This is a genomic window from Sphingomonas sp., from assembly GCF_019746015.1.
Taxonomy (GTDB): Bacteria; Pseudomonadota; Alphaproteobacteria; order Sphingomonadales; family Sphingomonadaceae; genus Sphingomonas.
Map to the genome: position 1 here is coordinate 1 of NZ_JAIESM010000032.1, position 17,741 is coordinate 17,741.

16 protein-coding genes are annotated in these 17,741 nt (G+C 66.6%); 11 read left to right on the forward strand and 5 right to left on the reverse strand.

The genetic code is table 11. The features are described 5' to 3' along the window. Nucleotides 1–74: 74 nt before the first annotated feature. Both K2Y03_RS04435 and carA read right to left on the reverse strand, forming a co-directional pair. Nucleotides 75–302 (reverse strand): hypothetical protein, encoded by a 228-nt coding sequence (locus K2Y03_RS04435; protein ID WP_294088586.1) that lies wholly within the window; start codon nt 300–302, stop codon nt 75–77. Then, nucleotides 302–1,597, reverse strand: coding sequence for a glutamine-hydrolyzing carbamoyl-phosphate synthase small subunit (gene carA / locus K2Y03_RS04440; RefSeq protein WP_294088588.1), 1,296 nt, complete (start codon nt 1,595–1,597; stop codon nt 302–304). Before carA ends, K2Y03_RS04435 begins: the two co-directional genes overlap by 1 nt. 154 nt (nt 1,598–1,751) lie before the next feature. Here carA and K2Y03_RS04445 point away from each other — a divergent pair, with 154 nt between their 5' ends. From K2Y03_RS04445 to K2Y03_RS04460, 4 genes are all read left to right on the forward strand, one after another. Continuing rightward, a complete protein-coding gene (locus K2Y03_RS04445) occupies nt 1,752–2,207 on the forward strand; it encodes a GatB/YqeY domain-containing protein (RefSeq protein WP_294088590.1) in 456 nt (151 codons plus the stop codon). Nucleotides 2,208–2,319: 112 nt separating this feature from the next. Further along, nucleotides 2,320–4,125 (forward strand): DNA primase, encoded by a 1,806-nt coding sequence (gene dnaG / locus K2Y03_RS04450; RefSeq protein ID WP_294088591.1) that lies wholly within the window; start codon nt 2,320–2,322, stop codon nt 4,123–4,125. 8 nt (nt 4,126–4,133) lie between these two features. Then, nucleotides 4,134–6,158, forward strand: a complete 2,025-nt coding sequence (gene rpoD / locus K2Y03_RS04455; protein ID WP_294088592.1) for an RNA polymerase sigma factor RpoD — start codon at nt 4,134–4,136, stop codon at nt 6,156–6,158. Nucleotides 6,159–6,239: 81 nt separating this feature from the next. Continuing rightward, nucleotides 6,240–6,884: a transposase gene (locus K2Y03_RS04460; protein WP_294088593.1), complete on the forward strand. Its 645-nt coding sequence runs from the start codon at nt 6,240–6,242 to the stop codon at nt 6,882–6,884. A gap of 13 nt (nt 6,885–6,897) precedes the next feature. Here K2Y03_RS04460 and K2Y03_RS04465 read toward each other — a convergent pair whose 3' ends face one another. Beyond that, nucleotides 6,898–7,842 (reverse strand): hypothetical protein, encoded by a 945-nt coding sequence (locus K2Y03_RS04465; protein WP_294088594.1) that lies wholly within the window; start codon nt 7,840–7,842, stop codon nt 6,898–6,900. 206 nt (nt 7,843–8,048) lie between these two features. On the opposite strand from K2Y03_RS04465, the gene K2Y03_RS04470 reads away from it, so the two are divergent. From K2Y03_RS04470 to K2Y03_RS04485, 4 genes are all read left to right on the forward strand, one after another. After that, nucleotides 8,049–8,714 carry a hypothetical protein gene (locus K2Y03_RS04470; RefSeq protein ID WP_294088595.1) on the forward strand — a complete coding sequence of 222 codons (666 nt, stop codon included), beginning with the start codon at nt 8,049–8,051 and terminating at the stop codon, nt 8,712–8,714. A gap of 67 nt (nt 8,715–8,781) precedes the next feature. Then, entirely contained in the window at nt 8,782–9,636 is an 855-nt protein-coding gene (locus K2Y03_RS04475) for a MoxR family ATPase (RefSeq protein ID WP_294088596.1), read from the forward strand. A gap of 82 nt (nt 9,637–9,718) precedes the next feature. Then, a complete protein-coding gene (locus tag K2Y03_RS04480; protein ID WP_294088597.1) occupies nt 9,719–10,276 on the forward strand; it encodes a CHAP domain-containing protein in 558 nt (185 codons plus the stop codon). A 285-nt stretch (nt 10,277–10,561) separates the two neighbouring features. Beyond that, on the forward strand, nt 10,562–11,740 hold the full coding sequence (locus K2Y03_RS04485; protein WP_294088774.1) for a VWA domain-containing protein: 1,179 nt from the start codon (nt 10,562–10,564) through the stop codon (nt 11,738–11,740). A 10-nt stretch (nt 11,741–11,750) separates the two neighbouring features. Here K2Y03_RS04485 and K2Y03_RS04490 read toward each other — a convergent pair whose 3' ends face one another. Both K2Y03_RS04490 and K2Y03_RS04495 read right to left on the reverse strand, forming a co-directional pair. After that, the gene (locus K2Y03_RS04490; RefSeq protein WP_294088598.1) at nt 11,751–12,947 is read right to left on the reverse strand and encodes a DUF1343 domain-containing protein; all 1,197 of its coding nucleotides are present in this window, start codon (nt 12,945–12,947) and stop codon (nt 11,751–11,753) included. Further along, complete coding sequence (locus tag K2Y03_RS04495) at nt 12,944–13,471, reverse strand: DOMON-like domain-containing protein (protein ID WP_294088599.1); 528 nt, start codon at nt 13,469–13,471, stop codon at nt 12,944–12,946. The genes K2Y03_RS04490 and K2Y03_RS04495 overlap by 4 nt, the downstream gene beginning before the upstream one ends. A gap of 49 nt (nt 13,472–13,520) precedes the next feature. On the opposite strand from K2Y03_RS04495, the gene rimO reads away from it, so the two are divergent. From rimO to K2Y03_RS04510, 3 genes are all read left to right on the forward strand, one after another. Beyond that, entirely contained in the window at nt 13,521–14,855 is a 1,335-nt protein-coding gene (gene rimO / locus K2Y03_RS04500; RefSeq protein ID WP_294088600.1) for a 30S ribosomal protein S12 methylthiotransferase RimO, read from the forward strand. Nucleotides 14,856–14,952: 97 nt separating this feature from the next. Continuing rightward, nucleotides 14,953–16,338, forward strand: coding sequence for a serine hydrolase (locus tag K2Y03_RS04505; RefSeq protein ID WP_294088601.1), 1,386 nt, complete (start codon nt 14,953–14,955; stop codon nt 16,336–16,338). Continuing rightward, nucleotides 16,335–17,714: a M17 family metallopeptidase gene (locus K2Y03_RS04510; RefSeq protein ID WP_294088602.1), complete on the forward strand. Its 1,380-nt coding sequence runs from the start codon at nt 16,335–16,337 to the stop codon at nt 17,712–17,714. Before K2Y03_RS04505 ends, K2Y03_RS04510 begins: the two co-directional genes overlap by 4 nt. Nucleotides 17,715–17,741 lie beyond the last annotated feature (27 nt).

The following is a 17,741-nucleotide window of genomic DNA, read 5'->3' on the forward strand; positions in this document are numbered from 1 at the left end:
CTCGCACGCCTGGCCGATGACGATGGGACCTGCGCCGATGACGAGGATCGAGGAAATGTCGGTGCGTTTGGGCATTAGAAGTGTTGTTTCCCGAGTTCGACAAGCTTCTCGAATGCGGCTTTATCGAGACGAGTTGTCTGCGATAGCTTGCGAGGCACTTCCCGTGTTTCGCGGCCGTAGGTGTCAATCTGAATGAATTTCTCTCGGCCGCAGTCGACCAGCCGCACGACAGCCAATTCGACCTCATCATGCGGTCGGGCGTTGTCGAGACGCTCAACCTCAAATTTTCGCACTGTTGCCATCAGTGTCCTCCCATCATCCCCACAAACTTCTCAAACAAATAGAAGCTGTCCTGCGGCCCCGGGCTGGCCTCGGGGTGGTATTGCACGCTGAAGGCGGGCTTGTCGGTCAGTTCGATCCCGGCGTTCGATCCGTCGAACAGGCTGACATGCGTTTCGCGCACGCCCTCGGGCAGCGAGTCCCGCGCCACCGCGAAGCCGTGGTTCATGCTGGTGATTTCCACCGCACCGTCGCTCAACCGCTTGACCGGGTGGTTGGCGCCGCGGTGGCCCTGGTGCATCTTTTCGGTGCGCGCCCCCACCGCCAGCCCCAGCAGCTGGTGGCCAAGGCAAATGCCGAACAGCGGCTTGCCCGTTGCCAGCATCTGGCGGATCACCGGCACCGCATAGTCCGCCGTCGCCGCCGGATCGCCCGGGCCGTTCGACAGGAAGAAACCGTCGGGCGACAGCGCCATCACCTGATCGAAGCTTGCCGTTGCCGGCAGCACCGTCACCCGCGCGCCGGCGGTGACCAGGTTTCGGAAGATGTTGCGCTTGGCGCCATAATCGATGGCGACGACATGGGGGCGACGCCCGGTGGCGCGTCCCTCGACTTCGCTCGGGACGAACGGCGGCGTAGCGGCGGGCGTCTCTTTCCCCCCGTTCGTGCCGAGCGCAGTCGAGGCGCCTTCGCCACCCTCCCCCGCATAGCCATGACCCAAGGTCCACGCGCCGCCCGTCCAGCCATAATCGGCATCGACGGTCACGTCCTTGGCCAGGTCCATCCCCTCCAGCCCCGGCCAGCCGCGCGCGCGGGCGAGGAGCGCCGGCACGTCGAACACGCCGTCTGCCGCATGCGCGATCACCCCGTTGGGCGCCCCGCCCGCGCGGATGCGCCGGGTGAGCGCGCGCGTGTCGATACCGGCCAGGCCGATGCGGCCATGCGCCTTCAACCAGCCGTCCAGATGCTGGGTGCTGCGAAAGTTGCTCGGTTCGGTCACACTCTCCCGCACGATCATGCCCAGCGCGTGCGGCGTGTTTGCCTCCACATCCTCGGCATTGGTGCCGACATTGCCGATATGCGGGAAGGTGAAGGTGATGACCTGCCCGGCAAAGCTGGGGTCGGTCATGATTTCCTGATAGCCCGTCATCGCGGTGTGGAAGCACACCTCGCCCACCGCTGCCCCTTCGGCGCCAAAGCCATGGCCCCACACCAGCGTGCCATCGGCCAGCACCAGCACGCCGGTGGCGCCCTCCGGCTTTGCGGGCGCGGAGACCGGCGGCGCGGAAGACTTGGAGGCAGGCGAGGAGGCAGGCATGGGCGCAGCTTGGGCCATTCGGGGGAACGCTCCGTCAGACAGGGTGGCGATGTCGCTAAGCCATTCCCGCTAGGCGCGATGGCGGCGACCGTCAATCTGTTAAAGCCCGTGCAGCGCGCCTAGTCTGGCGAATCACAATCCAAAGGGACCACACATGATTCGTGATGACATCAAGGCCGCGCTGGTCGCCGCCATGAAGGGGGGCGACAAGGCCGGCACGGCGGCGATCCGCCTGATCCAGAGCGAGATCAAGAATCGCGACATCGAGGCGCGCACCGGCGGCGCCCCGGCCGATGACGACGCGCTCGTCGTGGAAGTGCTGCAGAAAATGGTGAAGCGGCGCCGCGAATCGATCGAAATGTATGAAAAGGGCGGGCGCCAGGAACTGGCCGATGTGGAAGCCGCCGAAGTGGCCGTGATCGAGCGCTTCCTGCCGCAGCAGATGAGCGACGACGACACCCGCGCCGCGATCGAGGCGATCAAGGCCGAACTGGGCGCCGCCAGCGTGAAGGACATGGGCCGCGTGATGGCGGTGCTGAAGGAACGCCACGCCACCCGGCTCGACATGGCGCGCGCCAGCGGCCTGGTGAAAGCGGCGCTGGCGGGGTGATGGGGCTTTTCCCGTGTGCGGCGGCACGTCCCTCGACTGCGCTCCGGACGAACGGCGATTGTGACCCTAACCCCCAACCCCCTCCCGCCGGCGGGAGGGGGAGCGACGCCCGATGACTCTCTCCCCCCAGTTCCTCGACGAATTGCGCGCGCGCACCACGCTGTCCACGCTGATCGCCAAGAGCGTGAAGCTGACCAAGGCGGGCCGCGAGTTCAAAGGGTGCTGCCCCTTCCACCAGGAGAAGACACCCAGCTTCTACGTCAACGACGACAAGGGCTTTTACCACTGCTTCGGCTGTACGGCGCATGGCGACGCGATCCGCTGGATGACCGACCAGCGCGGCCTGCCGTTCATGGACGCGGTAAAGGAGCTGGCCCAGGCGGCCGGCATGGAGGTGCCCGCCCCCGATCCGCGCGCGGCCGCCGGCGCCGAGCGCGCGCGCGGGCTGCACGAGGCGATGGCCGATGCTGCCGCCTGGTTCACTGAGCAGCTGAACGGGATCGAGGGTGGCGAGGCGCGTGCGCTGCTCGAGCGGCGCGGGGTGAATGCGGAGACGGCGCGCAGCTTTGGCCTGGGCTATGCGCCCGATGCGCGCGGGCGGCTGCGCGCGGCGCTGGCCCGCTATGGCGACGCGGTGCTGGTCGAGGCGGGGCTGCTGATCCAGGTCGAGGACAAGGAGCCCTATGACCGGTTTCGCGGCCGGCTGATGATTCCCATCCGCGATGCGCGCGGGCGGGTGATTGCCTTTGGCGGGCGGGTGATCGGCACGGGCGAGCCCAAATATCTGAATTCGCCGGACACGCCGCTGTTCGACAAGGGGCGCACGCTCTACAATCTCGATCGCGCAGCGCCCGCGGCGCGCAAGGCCGGACGGCTGATCGTGGTCGAGGGCTATATGGACGTGATCGCGCTTGCCCAGGCGGGGATCGCGGAGGCCGTCGCCCCGCTGGGCACCGCGCTGACGGCGGAACAGCTCGACCTGCTGTGGCGCCAGGTGGAAGTGCCGCTGCTCTGCTTCGATGGCGACAGCGCGGGGCAGAAGGCGGCGATCCGCGCGGCGCAGCGCGCGGTGCCCCGGCTGGAGCCGGGCAAGTCGCTGAGCTTTGTCGGCCTGCCCCAGGGCAAGGACCCCGACGACCTGCTGCGCGAGGCGGGGCCGGCCGCGTTCGAGGCCGCGACCGAGGCGCGCCGCCCCTTGATCCAGATCCTGTACGAGGCGGAACGCGCACAGACCCGCACCGAAACGCCGGAAGGCCGCGCGGCACTGCGCCAGCGGATCAACGCGCTGGCCGAGGAAATCGGCAACGGCCTCGTCAAATATGAATATCGCCGCGCCTTCAACGACCTGTTTTTCGAGGAATTCGGCTGGAAGCGCGCCGAGCGCCGGGTGATCGGCCAGGCCGCCGTCGCCAGCGGCCCGCATGGCCCGCGCGACCTGTATCACAGCTTCACCCGCTCTGCGCTGTTCGGGCTGTCGCGCTATCCGCAGGTGCTGAACGTGGTGCTGGAGCCGATCAGCCTGTTGCCGATTCGCCACGAATTGCTGCTGCCGTGGCGCGAAACGCTGGTAGAAGCCGTGATCAAGCGGCCGGGGCTTGATGAAGACGCGATACAGTCCATATTGACGGCCAATCGTCTGAAACCACAGAGCCGGGCCGATCTATGCGCCGATCTTCGCTTTCGCTGGGACGCGGAACCGGCATCGGCGGTTCGGGCTTTGGGGGGACTGGTTGAATATCTGGTGGAGGAGCAGGAAATCCTCGCCGAACTGGAAGAACTGACGGCGCGGATCACGGCCGACACCGCGCTGGAACATTATGAGGCGCTTGAACAGGCGCGCGCCGCCTTGCGCGCCCGGCAATCGGCACTTTACGAAACGGCATATCTGGCGGGGCTCGCCGACGGCGAAACGGAGTAGAGTTGAGTATGGCGAAAGCTAATGCGGCAGGGGACGAAACGATGGAAGCCGGCGACGCGCCGCTCATCGACCTGAACGATGCGTCGGTAAAGAAGCTGATCGCCCGCGCCAAGAAGCGCGGCTACATCACCTATGACCAGCTGAACGAGGCGCTGCCGCAGGAGCAGATGAGCTCCGACCAGCTTGAAGACATCATGTCGGCGCTCAACGAAATGGGCGTCAACATCGTCGAGAATGAGGACGCCGGCGAAGACGGCGATAGCGAGGACGCGGGCGACGACGAGATCGACACCGCCGACAGCGGCGACGATGCCGCCCCCGCGCTTGAGACCAAGAAGAAGGAAACCGTCGATCGCACCGACGACCCGGTGCGCATGTATCTGCGCGAAATGGGCGCGGTGGAACTGCTGAGCCGCGAGGGCGAGATCGCCATCGCCAAGCGGATCGAGGCGGGCCGCGACACCATGATCCTGGGCCTGTGCGAAAGCCCGATCACCTTCAACGCCATCATCGACTGGTCGACCCAGCTCAACGAAGGCAGCATGCAGCTGCGCGAAATCCTCGATCTCGACGCCATGCTCTCCAAGGGGCCGGCGCCCGAGAATCTGGAGGAGGAAGGCGGCGACGGCGAGATTTCGGAGCGCAACGCCGGCCCCAGCTACAAGGAAGAAGAGGAAGTCGAGGAAGTCGCCGCCGAGGAGGATGACGAGGAATCGATGACCGAGCGGCGCACCCCGCGCCCCAGCGACGATGACGACGAGGACAACACGCTGAGCCTTGCCCAGATGGAGGAGCAGCTCAAGCCCCAGGCGCTGGAAAAATTCGCGAACATCACCGCCATCTTCAAGACCTTCTCGAAGATGCAGGCCAAGCGTCTGGACGCGATGGCGGCGGGCGGCGAACTCTCGACGGCCGATGAACGCAAGTACCAGAAGCTGCGCGAGGAACTGACCGCGGAAGTGGAAAGCGTGCAGTTCCACCAGGCCAAGATCGAATATCTGGTCGACCAGCTTTATGCCTTCAACCGCCGGCTCACCGCACTGGGCGGGCAGATGCTGCGCCTGGCCGAGCGGCACAAGGTGAGCCGCAAGGATTTCCTCGACCGCTATGTCGGCAATGAGCTGGACGAGACCTGGCTGGCAACGGTTGAAAAGCTGGACAAGAAGTGGCGCGCCTTTGCCGAGAACGAGGCCGAGGCGGTGGACCGTATCCGCGTGGAAATCGGTGAAATCGCGCAGGCAACGGGCATGTCGCTCGCCGAATTCCGCCGCATTGTGAACATGGTGCAGAAGGGCGAGCGCGAAGCCCGCATCGCCAAGAAGGAAATGGTCGAGGCCAATCTGCGCCTCGTCATCTCGATCGCCAAGAAATACACCAACCGCGGCCTGCAGTTCCTGGACCTCATCCAGGAAGGCAATATCGGCCTGATGAAAGCGGTCGACAAGTTCGAGTATCGCCGCGGCTACAAGTTCAGCACCTATGCGACCTGGTGGATCCGCCAGGCGATCACGCGCTCGATTGCGGACCAGGCGCGCACGATCCGCATCCCGGTCCACATGATCGAGACGATCAACAAGCTGGTGCGCACCAGCCGCCAGTTCCTGCACGAGCAGGGCCGCGAGCCGACGCCGGAGGAAATGGCCGAGCGCCTCTCGATGCCGCTCGAAAAGGTCCGCAAGGTGATGAAGATCGCCAAGGAGCCGATCTCCCTCGAAACGCCGATCGGCGACGAGGAGGACAGCCATCTCGGCGATTTCATCGAGGACAAGAATGCGGTGATCCCGGTCGACGCGGCGATCCAGGCGAATTTGAAGGAAACGGTGACGCGGGTGCTCGCCAGCCTCACCCCGCGCGAGGAGCGCGTGCTGCGCATGCGCTTCGGCATCGGCATGAACACCGACCACACGCTGGAGGAAGTCGGCCAGCAGTTCAGCGTGACGCGCGAACGCATTCGCCAGATCGAGGCCAAGGCACTGAGGAAGCTGAAGCACCCCAGCCGCAGCCGCAAGATGCGGTCGTTCCTGGACCAATAAATGGGGACAGTCCCCATTTATGTTGCGGGCGTTGGTCGTTTCACATAAATAGGGGACTGTCCCCATTTATGAGGTGGCGGCATGCCGCGTACCGCTCGCATCGTCGTTCCGGACTGCCCCCACCACGTCATCCAGCGCGGCAATCGCCAGCAGCCGATCTTCTACGCCGTCAGCGATCGGCGCCGCTATCTCGAGCTGCTCGCCGGCCACTGCGCGGAGCATGATGTGCGCTGCCTGGCCTGGTGCCTGATGAGCAACCATGTCCACCTCGTCCTCGTGCCGCCCTCGGCCGATGCCCTGCGCGCGGTCCTCTCGCGCACGCACACCAGCTATGCCCAGCGCATCAACCTGCGCGAGGGGCTTTCGGGCCATCTCTTTCAGGGGCGTTACGCCAGCTATCCCATGGACATGGCGCATTTGATGATCGCGGTGCGTTATGTCGAGAACAACCCGGTCAAGGCCGGGCTCGTCGCTGCCGCCGAGCACTGGCCCTGGTCGAGCGCCCGCGCGCATATCGACGGCGCGGGCGATGGCCTGACCGACCTGGACCACGCCTTCCCCGTTACCAACTGGCGCGCCTATCTGGCCGATGGTGCCGACGCCAGCGCGCGCGACGACGCGGTCGAGGCAGCGATGCGATCCGGCCGGCCGCTCGGGCGGGTCGTGGTGGCGGGCGGCCCGCTTCCCGAACCAAGACCGCGCGGCCGCCCCCGCCTCAATAAATAGGGACTGTCCCCATTTAAACCGCCGGGCGGCACATCACGCTGATCGTCTTTGCGGCCTTGTCGAACAGCAGTGTCGAACAGGGCGCAAAGGCCGCACGGGGAATGGCGAAGCTGTGCACCGGCTTCACCCCCTTTGCATTGGCGGTGACGACGACTTCGGACGGGTCTTCCACCGCGCCGGCCTCGGGAATGTCGGCGCCATGGCCGGCGGCATCCACCCGGTTGCGTACGCGCACGGCAATCTGGCGGAACGCGAACGGGCCGAACACGAACGGGCGCTCCAGCGTCATCAGCCGCACCGGGCGCTTCACGCCGAAGATGATCTCGACGTCCCAGCTGGCGCCGCTCACCGTGCCGCCATGATCGTTCGCAATCACCGCACCGGCGGCAGCGGAGGCGATCGGATACGGCCCGGTCTCCTCCAGATCGAACGACACCCCCATGCGCAGCCCGGGGCTCAGCTCATGCGCGGTCAGGCTCTGGCCGTTGATCGCGCCATAATAGGGAAAGGCGTAAAGCTTCTGGTCGGCGGCCGCCGGGCCAAGGTCGAACCGCAACCGCGCCTGGGGCAGTGCGAGCGGGCCGATGGAGCCGTCCCCGGTCTGGGGCGGCGCGTCAGTGAACCAGAAGGCGCGGCCCTTCTGCTTCATGCCGCCGATCACGAAATCGAGCGGCCGGCTCTCCCCTTTGAACTCGCGCCGTCCGGCGACGCTGAAGCTCGCGCTGCCGAAAAAGTCCGCGCGCTTGATGCCCAGCCGCGCCACCGTCTCCCCGTTCAGGATCAGCCGGTCGGGGCCGCCGGCGCGCAGTTGAAGCCTGACCGGCTTGCCCTCCACCTCGGCCTCCACCAGCGCGCCGGGCGTGGTGGTCAGCTCGGTCGCCGCCGCACTTTGCCGGTCGGGCGGCGCGCTGGCCCCGGCGAGCGCTAAAAGGACGATCGGGACAAGGGCGTAACGCATGTGATGCACCATGTTATAACGGCAATACATTTTGCCTGACAACCTGTTTTCAGTGTCCACGACACTGTCTACCTCGCGCCTTGGCAAACACGGCTAGCAATCATTTAATCGCCAATAAACCCGGTCTTTACGAGCGTTGCGGTAAGTCAATTCCCGGCATGGCGTGCTGGGTGGGGCCGCGTCAGCGTCTTGGATGGAGGCAACACATGGCGCTCGACCCGTCAATCAATGGCCAGTTCGATGGCAGCTGGGGAATGGTGCGCGGGCTCATGTCCGCGGACGGCAGCGGCCAGCACCGCTTTGTCGGCACCCTGGCGCGCAGCAACGCGCTCGCCCGCGACGTGGCCGATGCGGTGCACGCGCTGTGCATGCTCCACGGCCGGCAGCCCGGGCTGCTCGACCATGCGCTGGCCTGCAACGCCCAGCCGGCCTGGGCGCCGTGGCTGGAAGCGGCGGTCGAAGCCTTTGCCGCCGAACGCGCGCTGCTCGCCCGGCTGACGGCGGCGGCAGGCCCCCTGCCCTCCACGCCCGGCCAGGCCGAATCGGACAGCACCATCATGTCGCAGCGCCACGCGCTCGACACGCTCGCCCGGTCGGACCGGCGCGGTTGCGCGGTCGGCGCGGCGGTGGCGCTGGTGGCGGACTGGCGCGCGGTGCGCGCGGTGCTGGACCGTGCTGCAGATCGCTTCGGCGTGCCGCCGGTCACCTGCCAACTGCCGGACGATGCCGACACCGCCATGCTGGTCGCGACGCTCGCGGCAAGCCCGGCGGCCGAACGCGCCATGGCCTTTGGCGCGCAACAGCTGCTCGCCCAGCATAATGGCCTGTGGTCGCTGATGGAGGCGCGCGCCTCGGCCCGCAACAACGCCTGAGCGAAGCGCTTGGCGGCCGCCCGATAGGCCGCTATGCCAAACCCGGTTTTCGAATTCGGGGATGGCGATGAAGCGTTTTGACGGTACCGAGAGCTATGTTGCGACCGACGATCTGAAGGTTGCGGTCAACGCGGCCGTCACCCTGCGGCGCCCGCTGCTGGTGAAGGGCGAGCCCGGCACCGGCAAGACCGTGCTCGCCTATGAAATCGCCAAGGCGACGGGCGCCCCGCTGATCGAATGGAACATCAAATCGACGACCAAGGCGCAGCAGGGCCTGTATGACTATGACGCGGTCGCCCGCCTGCGCGACGGCCAGCTTGGCGATCCGCGCGTGCACGACATCGCCAACTATATCCGCCGCGGCAAATTGTGGGAGGCGTTCGAAAGCCCGACCCTGCCCGTGCTGCTGATCGACGAGATCGACAAGGCCGACATCGAATTCCCCAACGACCTGCTCCACGAGCTCGATCGCATGGAATTCCATGTCTACGAAACCAAGCAGACGGTGCGCGCCAATGAGCGCCCGATCGTCGTCATCACCAGCAACAACGAAAAGGAACTGCCCGACGCGTTCCTGCGCCGCTGCTTCTTCCACTATATCAAATTCCCCGACCGCGACACAATGCAGGCGATCGTCGATGTCCACTTTCCCGGCATCCAGAAGCTGCTCGTCAGCCGCGCGATGGACATTTTCTATGACGTGCGTGAGGTGCCGGGTCTGAAGAAGAAGCCGTCGACCAGCGAGCTGCTCGACTGGCTGAAGCTGCTGCTGCACGAAGACATGCCGCTCGAGGTGCTGCAGAACCGCGATCCCACCAAGGCGATACCGCCGCTGCATGGCGCCCTGCTGAAAAACGAGCAGGATGTGATGCTGTTCGAGCGCCTCGCCTTCATGGCCAAGCGCCAGCAGAACAAGGGCTGACCGCCAAAAAAGCATTGCTTGCCGGCCTGTTAACGCTGCTCGGCAACCGCGGCGCTACCCGGCCCATGGCATGGACCGGGCAATGCGGACGATCTGTGCCCTGGCTGGACTGATTGCGGCGGTGCTGCTGCCCGCGGGCGCGCAGGCAACGCTCCTGGACTATGTCGGCGAATGCGTGCCCTTTGCCCGGGCCGCCTCTGGCATCCAGATCTATGGCGATGCGTGGACCTGGTGGGACAAGGCCGCCGGCCAATATGCGCGCGGCGACAGCCCCCGCCCGGGCGCGGTGATCGTTTTTGCCCGGTCGTCGCGCCTGCCGCTGGGCCATGTCGCGGTGGTCAGCCGCATTGTCGAGGCGCGGGTGGTGATGGTCACCCATGCCAACTGGTCGCGCGTGAACGGGTCGCGCGGCCATGCCGAACAGGATGTGACGCTGACCGACGTCTCCCCCGGCAATGACTGGAGCCAGGTGAAAGTTTGGTACCGCGATACCGCCGGGCTGGGGTCCAGCGTCTATCCGGTCTATGGCTTCATCTATGGCACCCCGGTCGCGCACCGCGCGCCGGCTGCCCAGCCCTCGCCCGAGCTTACCGGTCGGCAGCCCGATTATGTCGGCGCGCTGATCGACGCCTATCGCTGAACGGCGATGACCGCGCCACTGCCGCTGGGCGCCGTCACGGCGGTACAGGCACGCCCGCCTGCCGCCACTGCGCCCCTGCCCCCACCCAACGCCACCATGGCCGCCGCCGCGACCGGTACGGTTGCTGCCCAGCAGGCGGTCGCCGCCGGCGTGCTGCGCGACTCCACGCCGGTGCTGGCCCCTGTCACCTATGCAGCGGCCCGCCCCCGCGAGCGGCGCGAGGGCAAGCCGTTTCACCGCATGCCCGGCATTGCGTCGGCGCAGGCGCGCGGGCATGATCGTGCGATGTTCCTGAACTTTCTCGACGCGCTGCGCAGCGCCGGCATTCCCGCCAGCCTGAAAGAGCATCTCATCCTGCTGGAGGCCCTGTCGAAGGACGTGATCGACCGCACGCCCGACCAATTCTATTATCTGTCGCGCTCGGTCTATGTGAAGGACGAAGGGCTGCTCGACCGGTTCGACCAGGTCTTTGCCAAGGTGTTCAAGGGCATCGAAACCAGCTTTGCCGCCACCAATGCGGAAATTCCGGCCGAATGGCTGCGCGCGGTGGCCCAGAAATATCTGAGCGCCGAGGAAATGGCGCAGATCGAATCGCTGGGGTCGTGGGACGAGATCATGGCGACGCTGCAGAAGCGCCTCGCCGAGCAGCAGGGCCGGCACCAGGGCGGCAACAAGTGGATCGGCACCGGCGGCACCAGCCCCTATGGCAATTCGGGCTACAACCCCGAAGGCGTGCGCATCGGCGGCGAGGGCAAGCAGAAGCGCGCGCTGAAAGTGTGGGACCAGCGCGAATTCCGCAATCTGGACAACACCCGCGAACTGGGCACACGCAACATCAAGATCGCGCTGCGCCGCCTGCGCCGCTTCGCCCGCGAAGGGGCGGCCGACGAGCTTGATCTGGACGCAACGATCGAAGGCACCGCGCGCCAGGGCTGGCTCGACATTCATATGCGGCCCGAACGGCACAATGCGGTGAAGCTGCTGCTGTTCCTCGACGTTGGCGGATCGATGGACCCGTGGGTGAAGCTGTGCGAGGAGCTGTTCTCCGCCGCGACCGCCGAATTCAAGAACATGGAATTCTTCTATTTCCACAACTGCCCCTATGAGGGCGTGTGGAAGGACAATCGCCGCCGCTTTTCGGAACGCACGCCGACCTGGGACGTGCTGCACAAATTCGGCCATGACTATAAGCTGGTGTTCGTGGGCGACGCGTCGATGAGCCCCTATGAAATCACCCATCCGGGCGGTTCGGTCGAGCATTTCAACGAGGAATCGGGTGCGGTGTGGCTGCACCGGATGACCAACACCTATCCCGCCGCGGTGTGGCTGAACCCCATTCCCGAGGAGCAATGGGGCTATTCGCAGTCGATCCGCATCGTGCGCGAGCTGATGAACGACCGCATGTATCCGCTCACCCTCAACGGGCTTGACGAGGCGATGCGCGAGCTGACCCGCAAGCGCTGACGCGCGCGCGTCAGTAAAGCAGGAACGGCGCGCGTTCTTCCGCCCAGGCCGCCTCGTCGGCGGCCGTCAGCACGTCCAGATCGCCCGGCTCGGCACCGGCATCGTCGACCCACTCGCGCAGCGCCGGGCCGCCATTGATCACGTCGATGGCCAGCCGGTCGAACACATATTCATAAGCGAAGTCGCGCCACAGCGGATAGTCAGGGCGCAGCTGCCGGATCACCTTGAACGCCAGTGCCTGCAATCGCCAGGGGCGGAACGCGGCATGATCGTAAAAGCTGCCCTCGGCATGGATGTGCACGCCGTTGTTCAGCTGCTTCATATGCTTATGGAAGGTCGGCTCGAACCAGATTTCACGCAGGGCGCAGCCGGCCAGCCAGCCGGGCGCCAGCCGGCGCATCGCCGCCATCACCTCCCGCGCGGGTAGGTCGGGCGCGCCGAACAGTTCGAGCGGCCGGGTGGTGCCGCGCCCTTCGGACAGCGTCGTCCCCTCCAGCATAACCGTGCCGGCATAGGCGCGCGCCATGTTGAGATTGGCGGCATTGGGGCTGGGGTTGATCCACAGCCGGTCGGCCGGCCAGCCAAAGCCCGGCGCCTCCGCCGGCGCCCACCCTTCCATGGCGACGACGTGATAATCAACGTTCAGCCCGTAATGCGCGATGAACCAGCGCCCCAGCTCGCCCATGGTCAGCCCGTGCCGCATCGGCAGGGGGCCGGCGCCGACAAAGCTTTCCCAGCCCGGGCGCAGCGCCAGCCCCTCGATGGGCCGGCCCGCCGGGTTGGGCCGATCGAGCACCCACACGCTCTTGCCGTGCCGGGCGGCCGCCTCCAGCACATAGAGCAGGGTCGTCACATAGGTGTAGATGCGACAGCCCAGGTCCTGCAGATCGACCAGCATCACGTCGAAGGTCTGCATCGATTGCCCGGTCGGGCGGCGCACTTCGCCATAAAGGCTGAACACCGGAATGCCGTAGCGCGGATCGGTGAAGTCGGGCGACTCCATCATGTTATCCTGCAGGTCGCCGCGCACACCGTGCTGCGGGCCGAACATGGCAGTGATGTTCACGCCCGCCGCCACCAGCGCGTCCAGGCTATGCTCCAGCCGATCCGTGAGCGAGGCGGGGTGCGCAAGCAACGCCACGCGCCTGCCTTCGAGCGGGCGGCGCAGTTCAGGGTCGGCGAGCAGGCGATCGATACCGAAGTTCATGAGCGCTCAGGTGCCGGGAGGGTGGCGATAAAGCAATCCCGGTTGTGGAAATCAGGCGGGCCTGGTGCGTGCGCCAGCGCCCAATAGGATTTGGTCCCGTCGGCTTCCTCGATCACGGCGGTCAGCCCGATAGCGGCGCCGTTCTCCAAAGCGAGCGGCAGCGAGACCGCAAGCGACAGCGCCCCGCTTTCACCCCGCAGCACTCGCGGCGGCGCGGCGAGCGGGAGCGGTGTCATGCCGTCACGATAGCCGGTAAAGCGATAGGCGGCCCAGCGCGTGGACGGCGAAAAATTGAACTCCAGATAGGCGCCGCCCGCCAAGCCCGCGAACAATTCGAGACAGGTGGTCCGCCAAAGGCCATCGGTCCGTGCCGGCACGTCAACCGGCGGAACGATCAGCGTTGCCGGGCCGCCGACCAGATAGTCCAGCGTAAGCCCATCGCCTTGCCGCGCCACGCGCACCGCTACGGCACGGCCAGCGGGCGGGTTCGAGGACGGATGTGGCACCAGGTGAAACATGGCCATCGCGCCACCCTAGGAAATCGTGGCGCGAAACGCTATGTGCGCGCCATCCATGGCAACCACGCTCCCTCCTTCGCCCAAGATCGGCATGGTCTCGCTCGGCTGTCCCAAGAATCTGGTCGACAGCGAGCGCATCCTGACCAAGCTGCGCAGCGACGGCTATGAAATGTCGGCCGATTACGCCGGCGCCGATGTCGTGCTGGTCAACACCTGCGGTTTTCTCGATTCCGCCAAGGAGGAATCGCTCGAAGCCATCGGCGAGGCGATGGCCGAGAATGGCCGCGTCATCGTGACCGGGTGCATGGGCAAGGAAGCGGAGGTGATCCGCGCGAAATTCCCCAATGTGCTAGCGGTGACCGGCGCGCATCAGTATGAGGAAGTGGTGGGCGCGGTGCATGAGGCGGCGCCGATGCCGCCCAACGCCTTCATCAATCTGGTGCCCGAAAGCGGGCTGAAGCTGACCCCGCGCCATTACAGCTATCTGAAGATTTCCGAAGGCTGCAACCACCGCTGCGCCTTCTGCATCATCCCCTCGCTGCGCGGCGATCTGGTCAGCCGGCGGCCCGATGCGATTTTGCGCGAGGCGGAGAAACTGGTCGAGGCGGGCACCCGCGAGCTGCTGGTGATCAGCCAGGACACATCGGCTTACGGCGTCGACATCCGCGACCAGCCACGCCTGTGGCGGGGCCGCGAGCTGCGCCCGCACATGACCGACCTCGCCGCCGCGCTTGGCGAGCTGGGCGTGTGGGTGCGGCTGCACTATGTCTATCCTTATCCGCATGTCGACCAGGTCATCCCGCTGATGGCGCAGGGGCTGGTGACGCCCTATCTCGACATTCCCTTCCAGCATGCGAGCCCGGCCGTGCTGCGCGCGATGCGGCGGCCGGCCAATGAGGCGAAAGTGCTGGAGCGCATCCGCGGCTGGCGCGCAATCTGCCCGGACATTGCCATCCGCTCCACCTTCGTGGTCGGCTTTCCGGGCGAGACCGAGGATGATTTTGCCTATCTGCTCGACTGGCTGGCCGAGGCGCAGCTCGACCGGGTGGGCGCCTTCCGCTTCGAGCCGGTGGAAGGGGCGGCCGCCAATGCCCTTCCCGACCCGGTGCCGGAGGCGGTGAAGGAAGAACGCTATGCCCGGCTGATGGCGCTGACCGCGCGGATTTCGGCCGAGAAGCTGGCGGCGAAGATCGGGCGGACACTGCCCGTCATCATCGATGCCGTCGATGCCGAGAGCGGCGGCGCCGCCGGCCGGTCGCAGGCCGACGCGCCGGAGATCGACGGCGAGGTCCATCTGCGCGACGCCGGCCATCTGAAGCAAGGCGATATCGTCGGCGCCCTGATCGAGGACGCCGACGAGCATGACCTGTTCGGGGTGCCCGCCAAGTAGAGCGTCCCGTGGACACCGAAAATCGCTGGACAGCATCCCGCCCGCCAGCGCAGCTTTGCAAGACACGCTGTTGGAACAGTCCTTGTTGGAGAGGCCGATGATCCGTTCGCTTGCCGCCCTGATGCTGATGATCGCCGCGCCCGCCGCCGCGCAGGAGATCAGCCCCGACGAAGCCCGGCAGATCGACAGCATCGTGACCACCAGCCTGAAGCGCACCGGCGTGCCCAGCGCCTCGGTCGCGATCGTGCGCGACGGGCGGCTGGTGTTCGCGCGCGCTTATGGCAAACAGTCCGAAAGCGGCGGCCCGGCGCGCACCGATGCGCCCTATCAGATCGCGTCGGTATCCAAGCAGTTCACCGGCGCGGCGCTCTTGCTGCTGGAGGATGAAGGCAAGCTCAGCCTGAATGACAAGGTTGGCAAATATCTGCCTGATATTTCAGGGGCGGACACGATCACGCTGCGCCAGCTGCTCGATCACACATCCGGCCTGCAGGATTACTGGCCGCAGGATTACAGCTTTGCCGCGATGGACAAACCCACCACACCGCAGGGCATTATCGACCGCTGGGCGAAGAAACCGCTCGATTTCGCCCCCGGCACCCAGTGGCAATATTCGAACACGGCCTATGTCGTGGCGGGGCAGGTGGTGGAAAAAGTGGCCGGCATGCCGCTGCTGGCGTTTCTGCAGGCGCGCGTCTTTGCGCCGCTGGGGATGAAGGTGGTCAGCCTGGACGATGCCGTCGGCCCCGGTTTTCCGCAGGGCTATCAACGTTTTGCGCTGGGGCCGGTGCGGGTGGAAAAGCCGGCAGCCCGTGGCTGGCTCTATGCCGCCGGCGAACTGGCGATGTCGCCCAGCGATCTCGCCAAATGGGACATCGCGCGAATGAACCGCAGCCTGATGCCCGCCGATGACTGGGCGGCGCAGGAAACGCCCACCCGGCTGGCCGATGGCAGCAACACCAATTACGGGCTGGGCGTCACCATCCAGACGGTCGACGGGCGCCGCATCGTCGAACATTCGGGCGAAGCGCCGGGCTTCCTGACCGAGAATATCGTGTTTCCGGACCAGAAAGCGGCCATCATCGTCGCGGTGAACGGCGATTTCTCCAACGCCTTCACCAGCATTGCCGGGCAGATCACCAAGCTGGTGCTGCCGGTGAAAGCCCCGGCGGATGGCACGGCCACGGCGGAGGCACGGGCGATTTTCGACCAGCTGCGCGCCGGCACGCTCGACCGCGCGCTACTGACCGAGAATGCCAATTACTATTTCACCGATGTGGCGCTGGGCGATTATCGCCAGTCGCTGTCGGCGCTGGGCGAGCCGAAATCGTTCGAGCCGGTGCGCAACCCGCGCGCGCGCGGCGGGTTCATCAACCGCAACTACCGCGTGACCTATGCCGACCGGGTGCTGAACGTGATCACCTATCGCGAGCCGGGCGGTGCCCGCCGGTTCGAGCAGTTTCTGGTGATGCCCGCCGAATGACCGACTTTGCCCCCCTGCTCCAGCCCGATCGCGGCCAGCCGGCACGCGCGATCCATGTCGTCCACCCGGACAGTTTCGCCACCTGGCTGGCGGCGCAGCGGCCGGCGATCCGCGCGCTGATCGCCGCCCAGCGCATCACCGGCAAGGCGGGCAACCGCGCCATCCTGCCCGGCGAGGGGGAGGATTGGTCGGCGCTGCTCGTCTGCGACGAGGAGGAAAGTTCGCCCTGGCGCATCGCCAGCCAGGGCGAAGTGCTGCCCGAGGGGATTTACCGGCTGGCCAGCGGCGCGCTGGGCGCGGCGGGGCTGGGCTGGCTGCTCGCGCAGCACCGGTTCGAGCGCTATCGCGCGGGTGAGCCGCAGGGGCCGCGCGTGCTGCTGACCAGCGAGCCGGCGCGCATCGACGAAACGGTGCGGCTGGCCGAAGCGGTGGCGCTGGTGCGCGATCTGGTGAACACAGGCGCGAGCGACCTTGGCCCGGCCGAGCTGGAAGCCGCCGCCGAGGCACTGGCCGGGCGGCACGGCGCCACCATCACGGTGACGCGCGGCGACGCGCTGGCGCAGGGCTATCCGATGATCCACGCCGTCGGCCAGGCGGCAACGCGCGAGCGCGCACCCCGGCTGATCGAGCTGGAATGGGGCGATCCCGCGCACCCCCGGCTGGCGCTGATCGGCAAGGGCGTGTGCTTCGATTCGGGCGGGCTGGACCTGAAACCCTCGGCCGGCATGCGGCTGATGAAGAAGGACATGGGTGGCGCGGCGCATGCGCTGGCGCTCGCCGGGCTGGTGATGAGCACGGGGCTGAAGGTGCGGCTGCACCTGCTGATCCCGGCGGTGGAAAATGCGGTGTCGGGCGCTGCCTTCCGCCCCGGCGACGTGCTGAAAACGCGCCAGGGGCTGACGGTTGAAAACACCAATACCGATGCCGAAGGGCGGCTGATCCTGGGCGACGCGCTGACCCGGGCGGGCGAAGGCGCGCCCGCGCTGATGCTGGATTTCGCCACGCTGACCGGCGCCGCGCGGGTGGCGCTGGGGCCGGACCTGCCCGCGACCTTCAGCAATGACGAGGGACTGGCCGCCGATCTGCTGGCCGCCGGCACCGCGATGCACGACCCACTGTGGCGGCTGCCGCTCTGGCCGGGCTATGACGAGATGCTGAAGTCGGACATTGCCGACATCGTCAACGCCCCCGATGGCGGCATGGCGGGCGCGATTACCGCCGCGCTGTTCCTGAAACGCTTCGTGCCGGAGGGGACGGCCTGGGCGCATCTGGACACCTTTGCCTGGCGCAACACCGCCAAACCGGCGCGCCCCAAGGGCGGCGAAGCGCTGGGCCTGCGAGCCGCCTGGGCATTGCTGAAGGGCCGGTTCGGCTGAGTTTTCCTAGCGGCGCATACCGCGCAC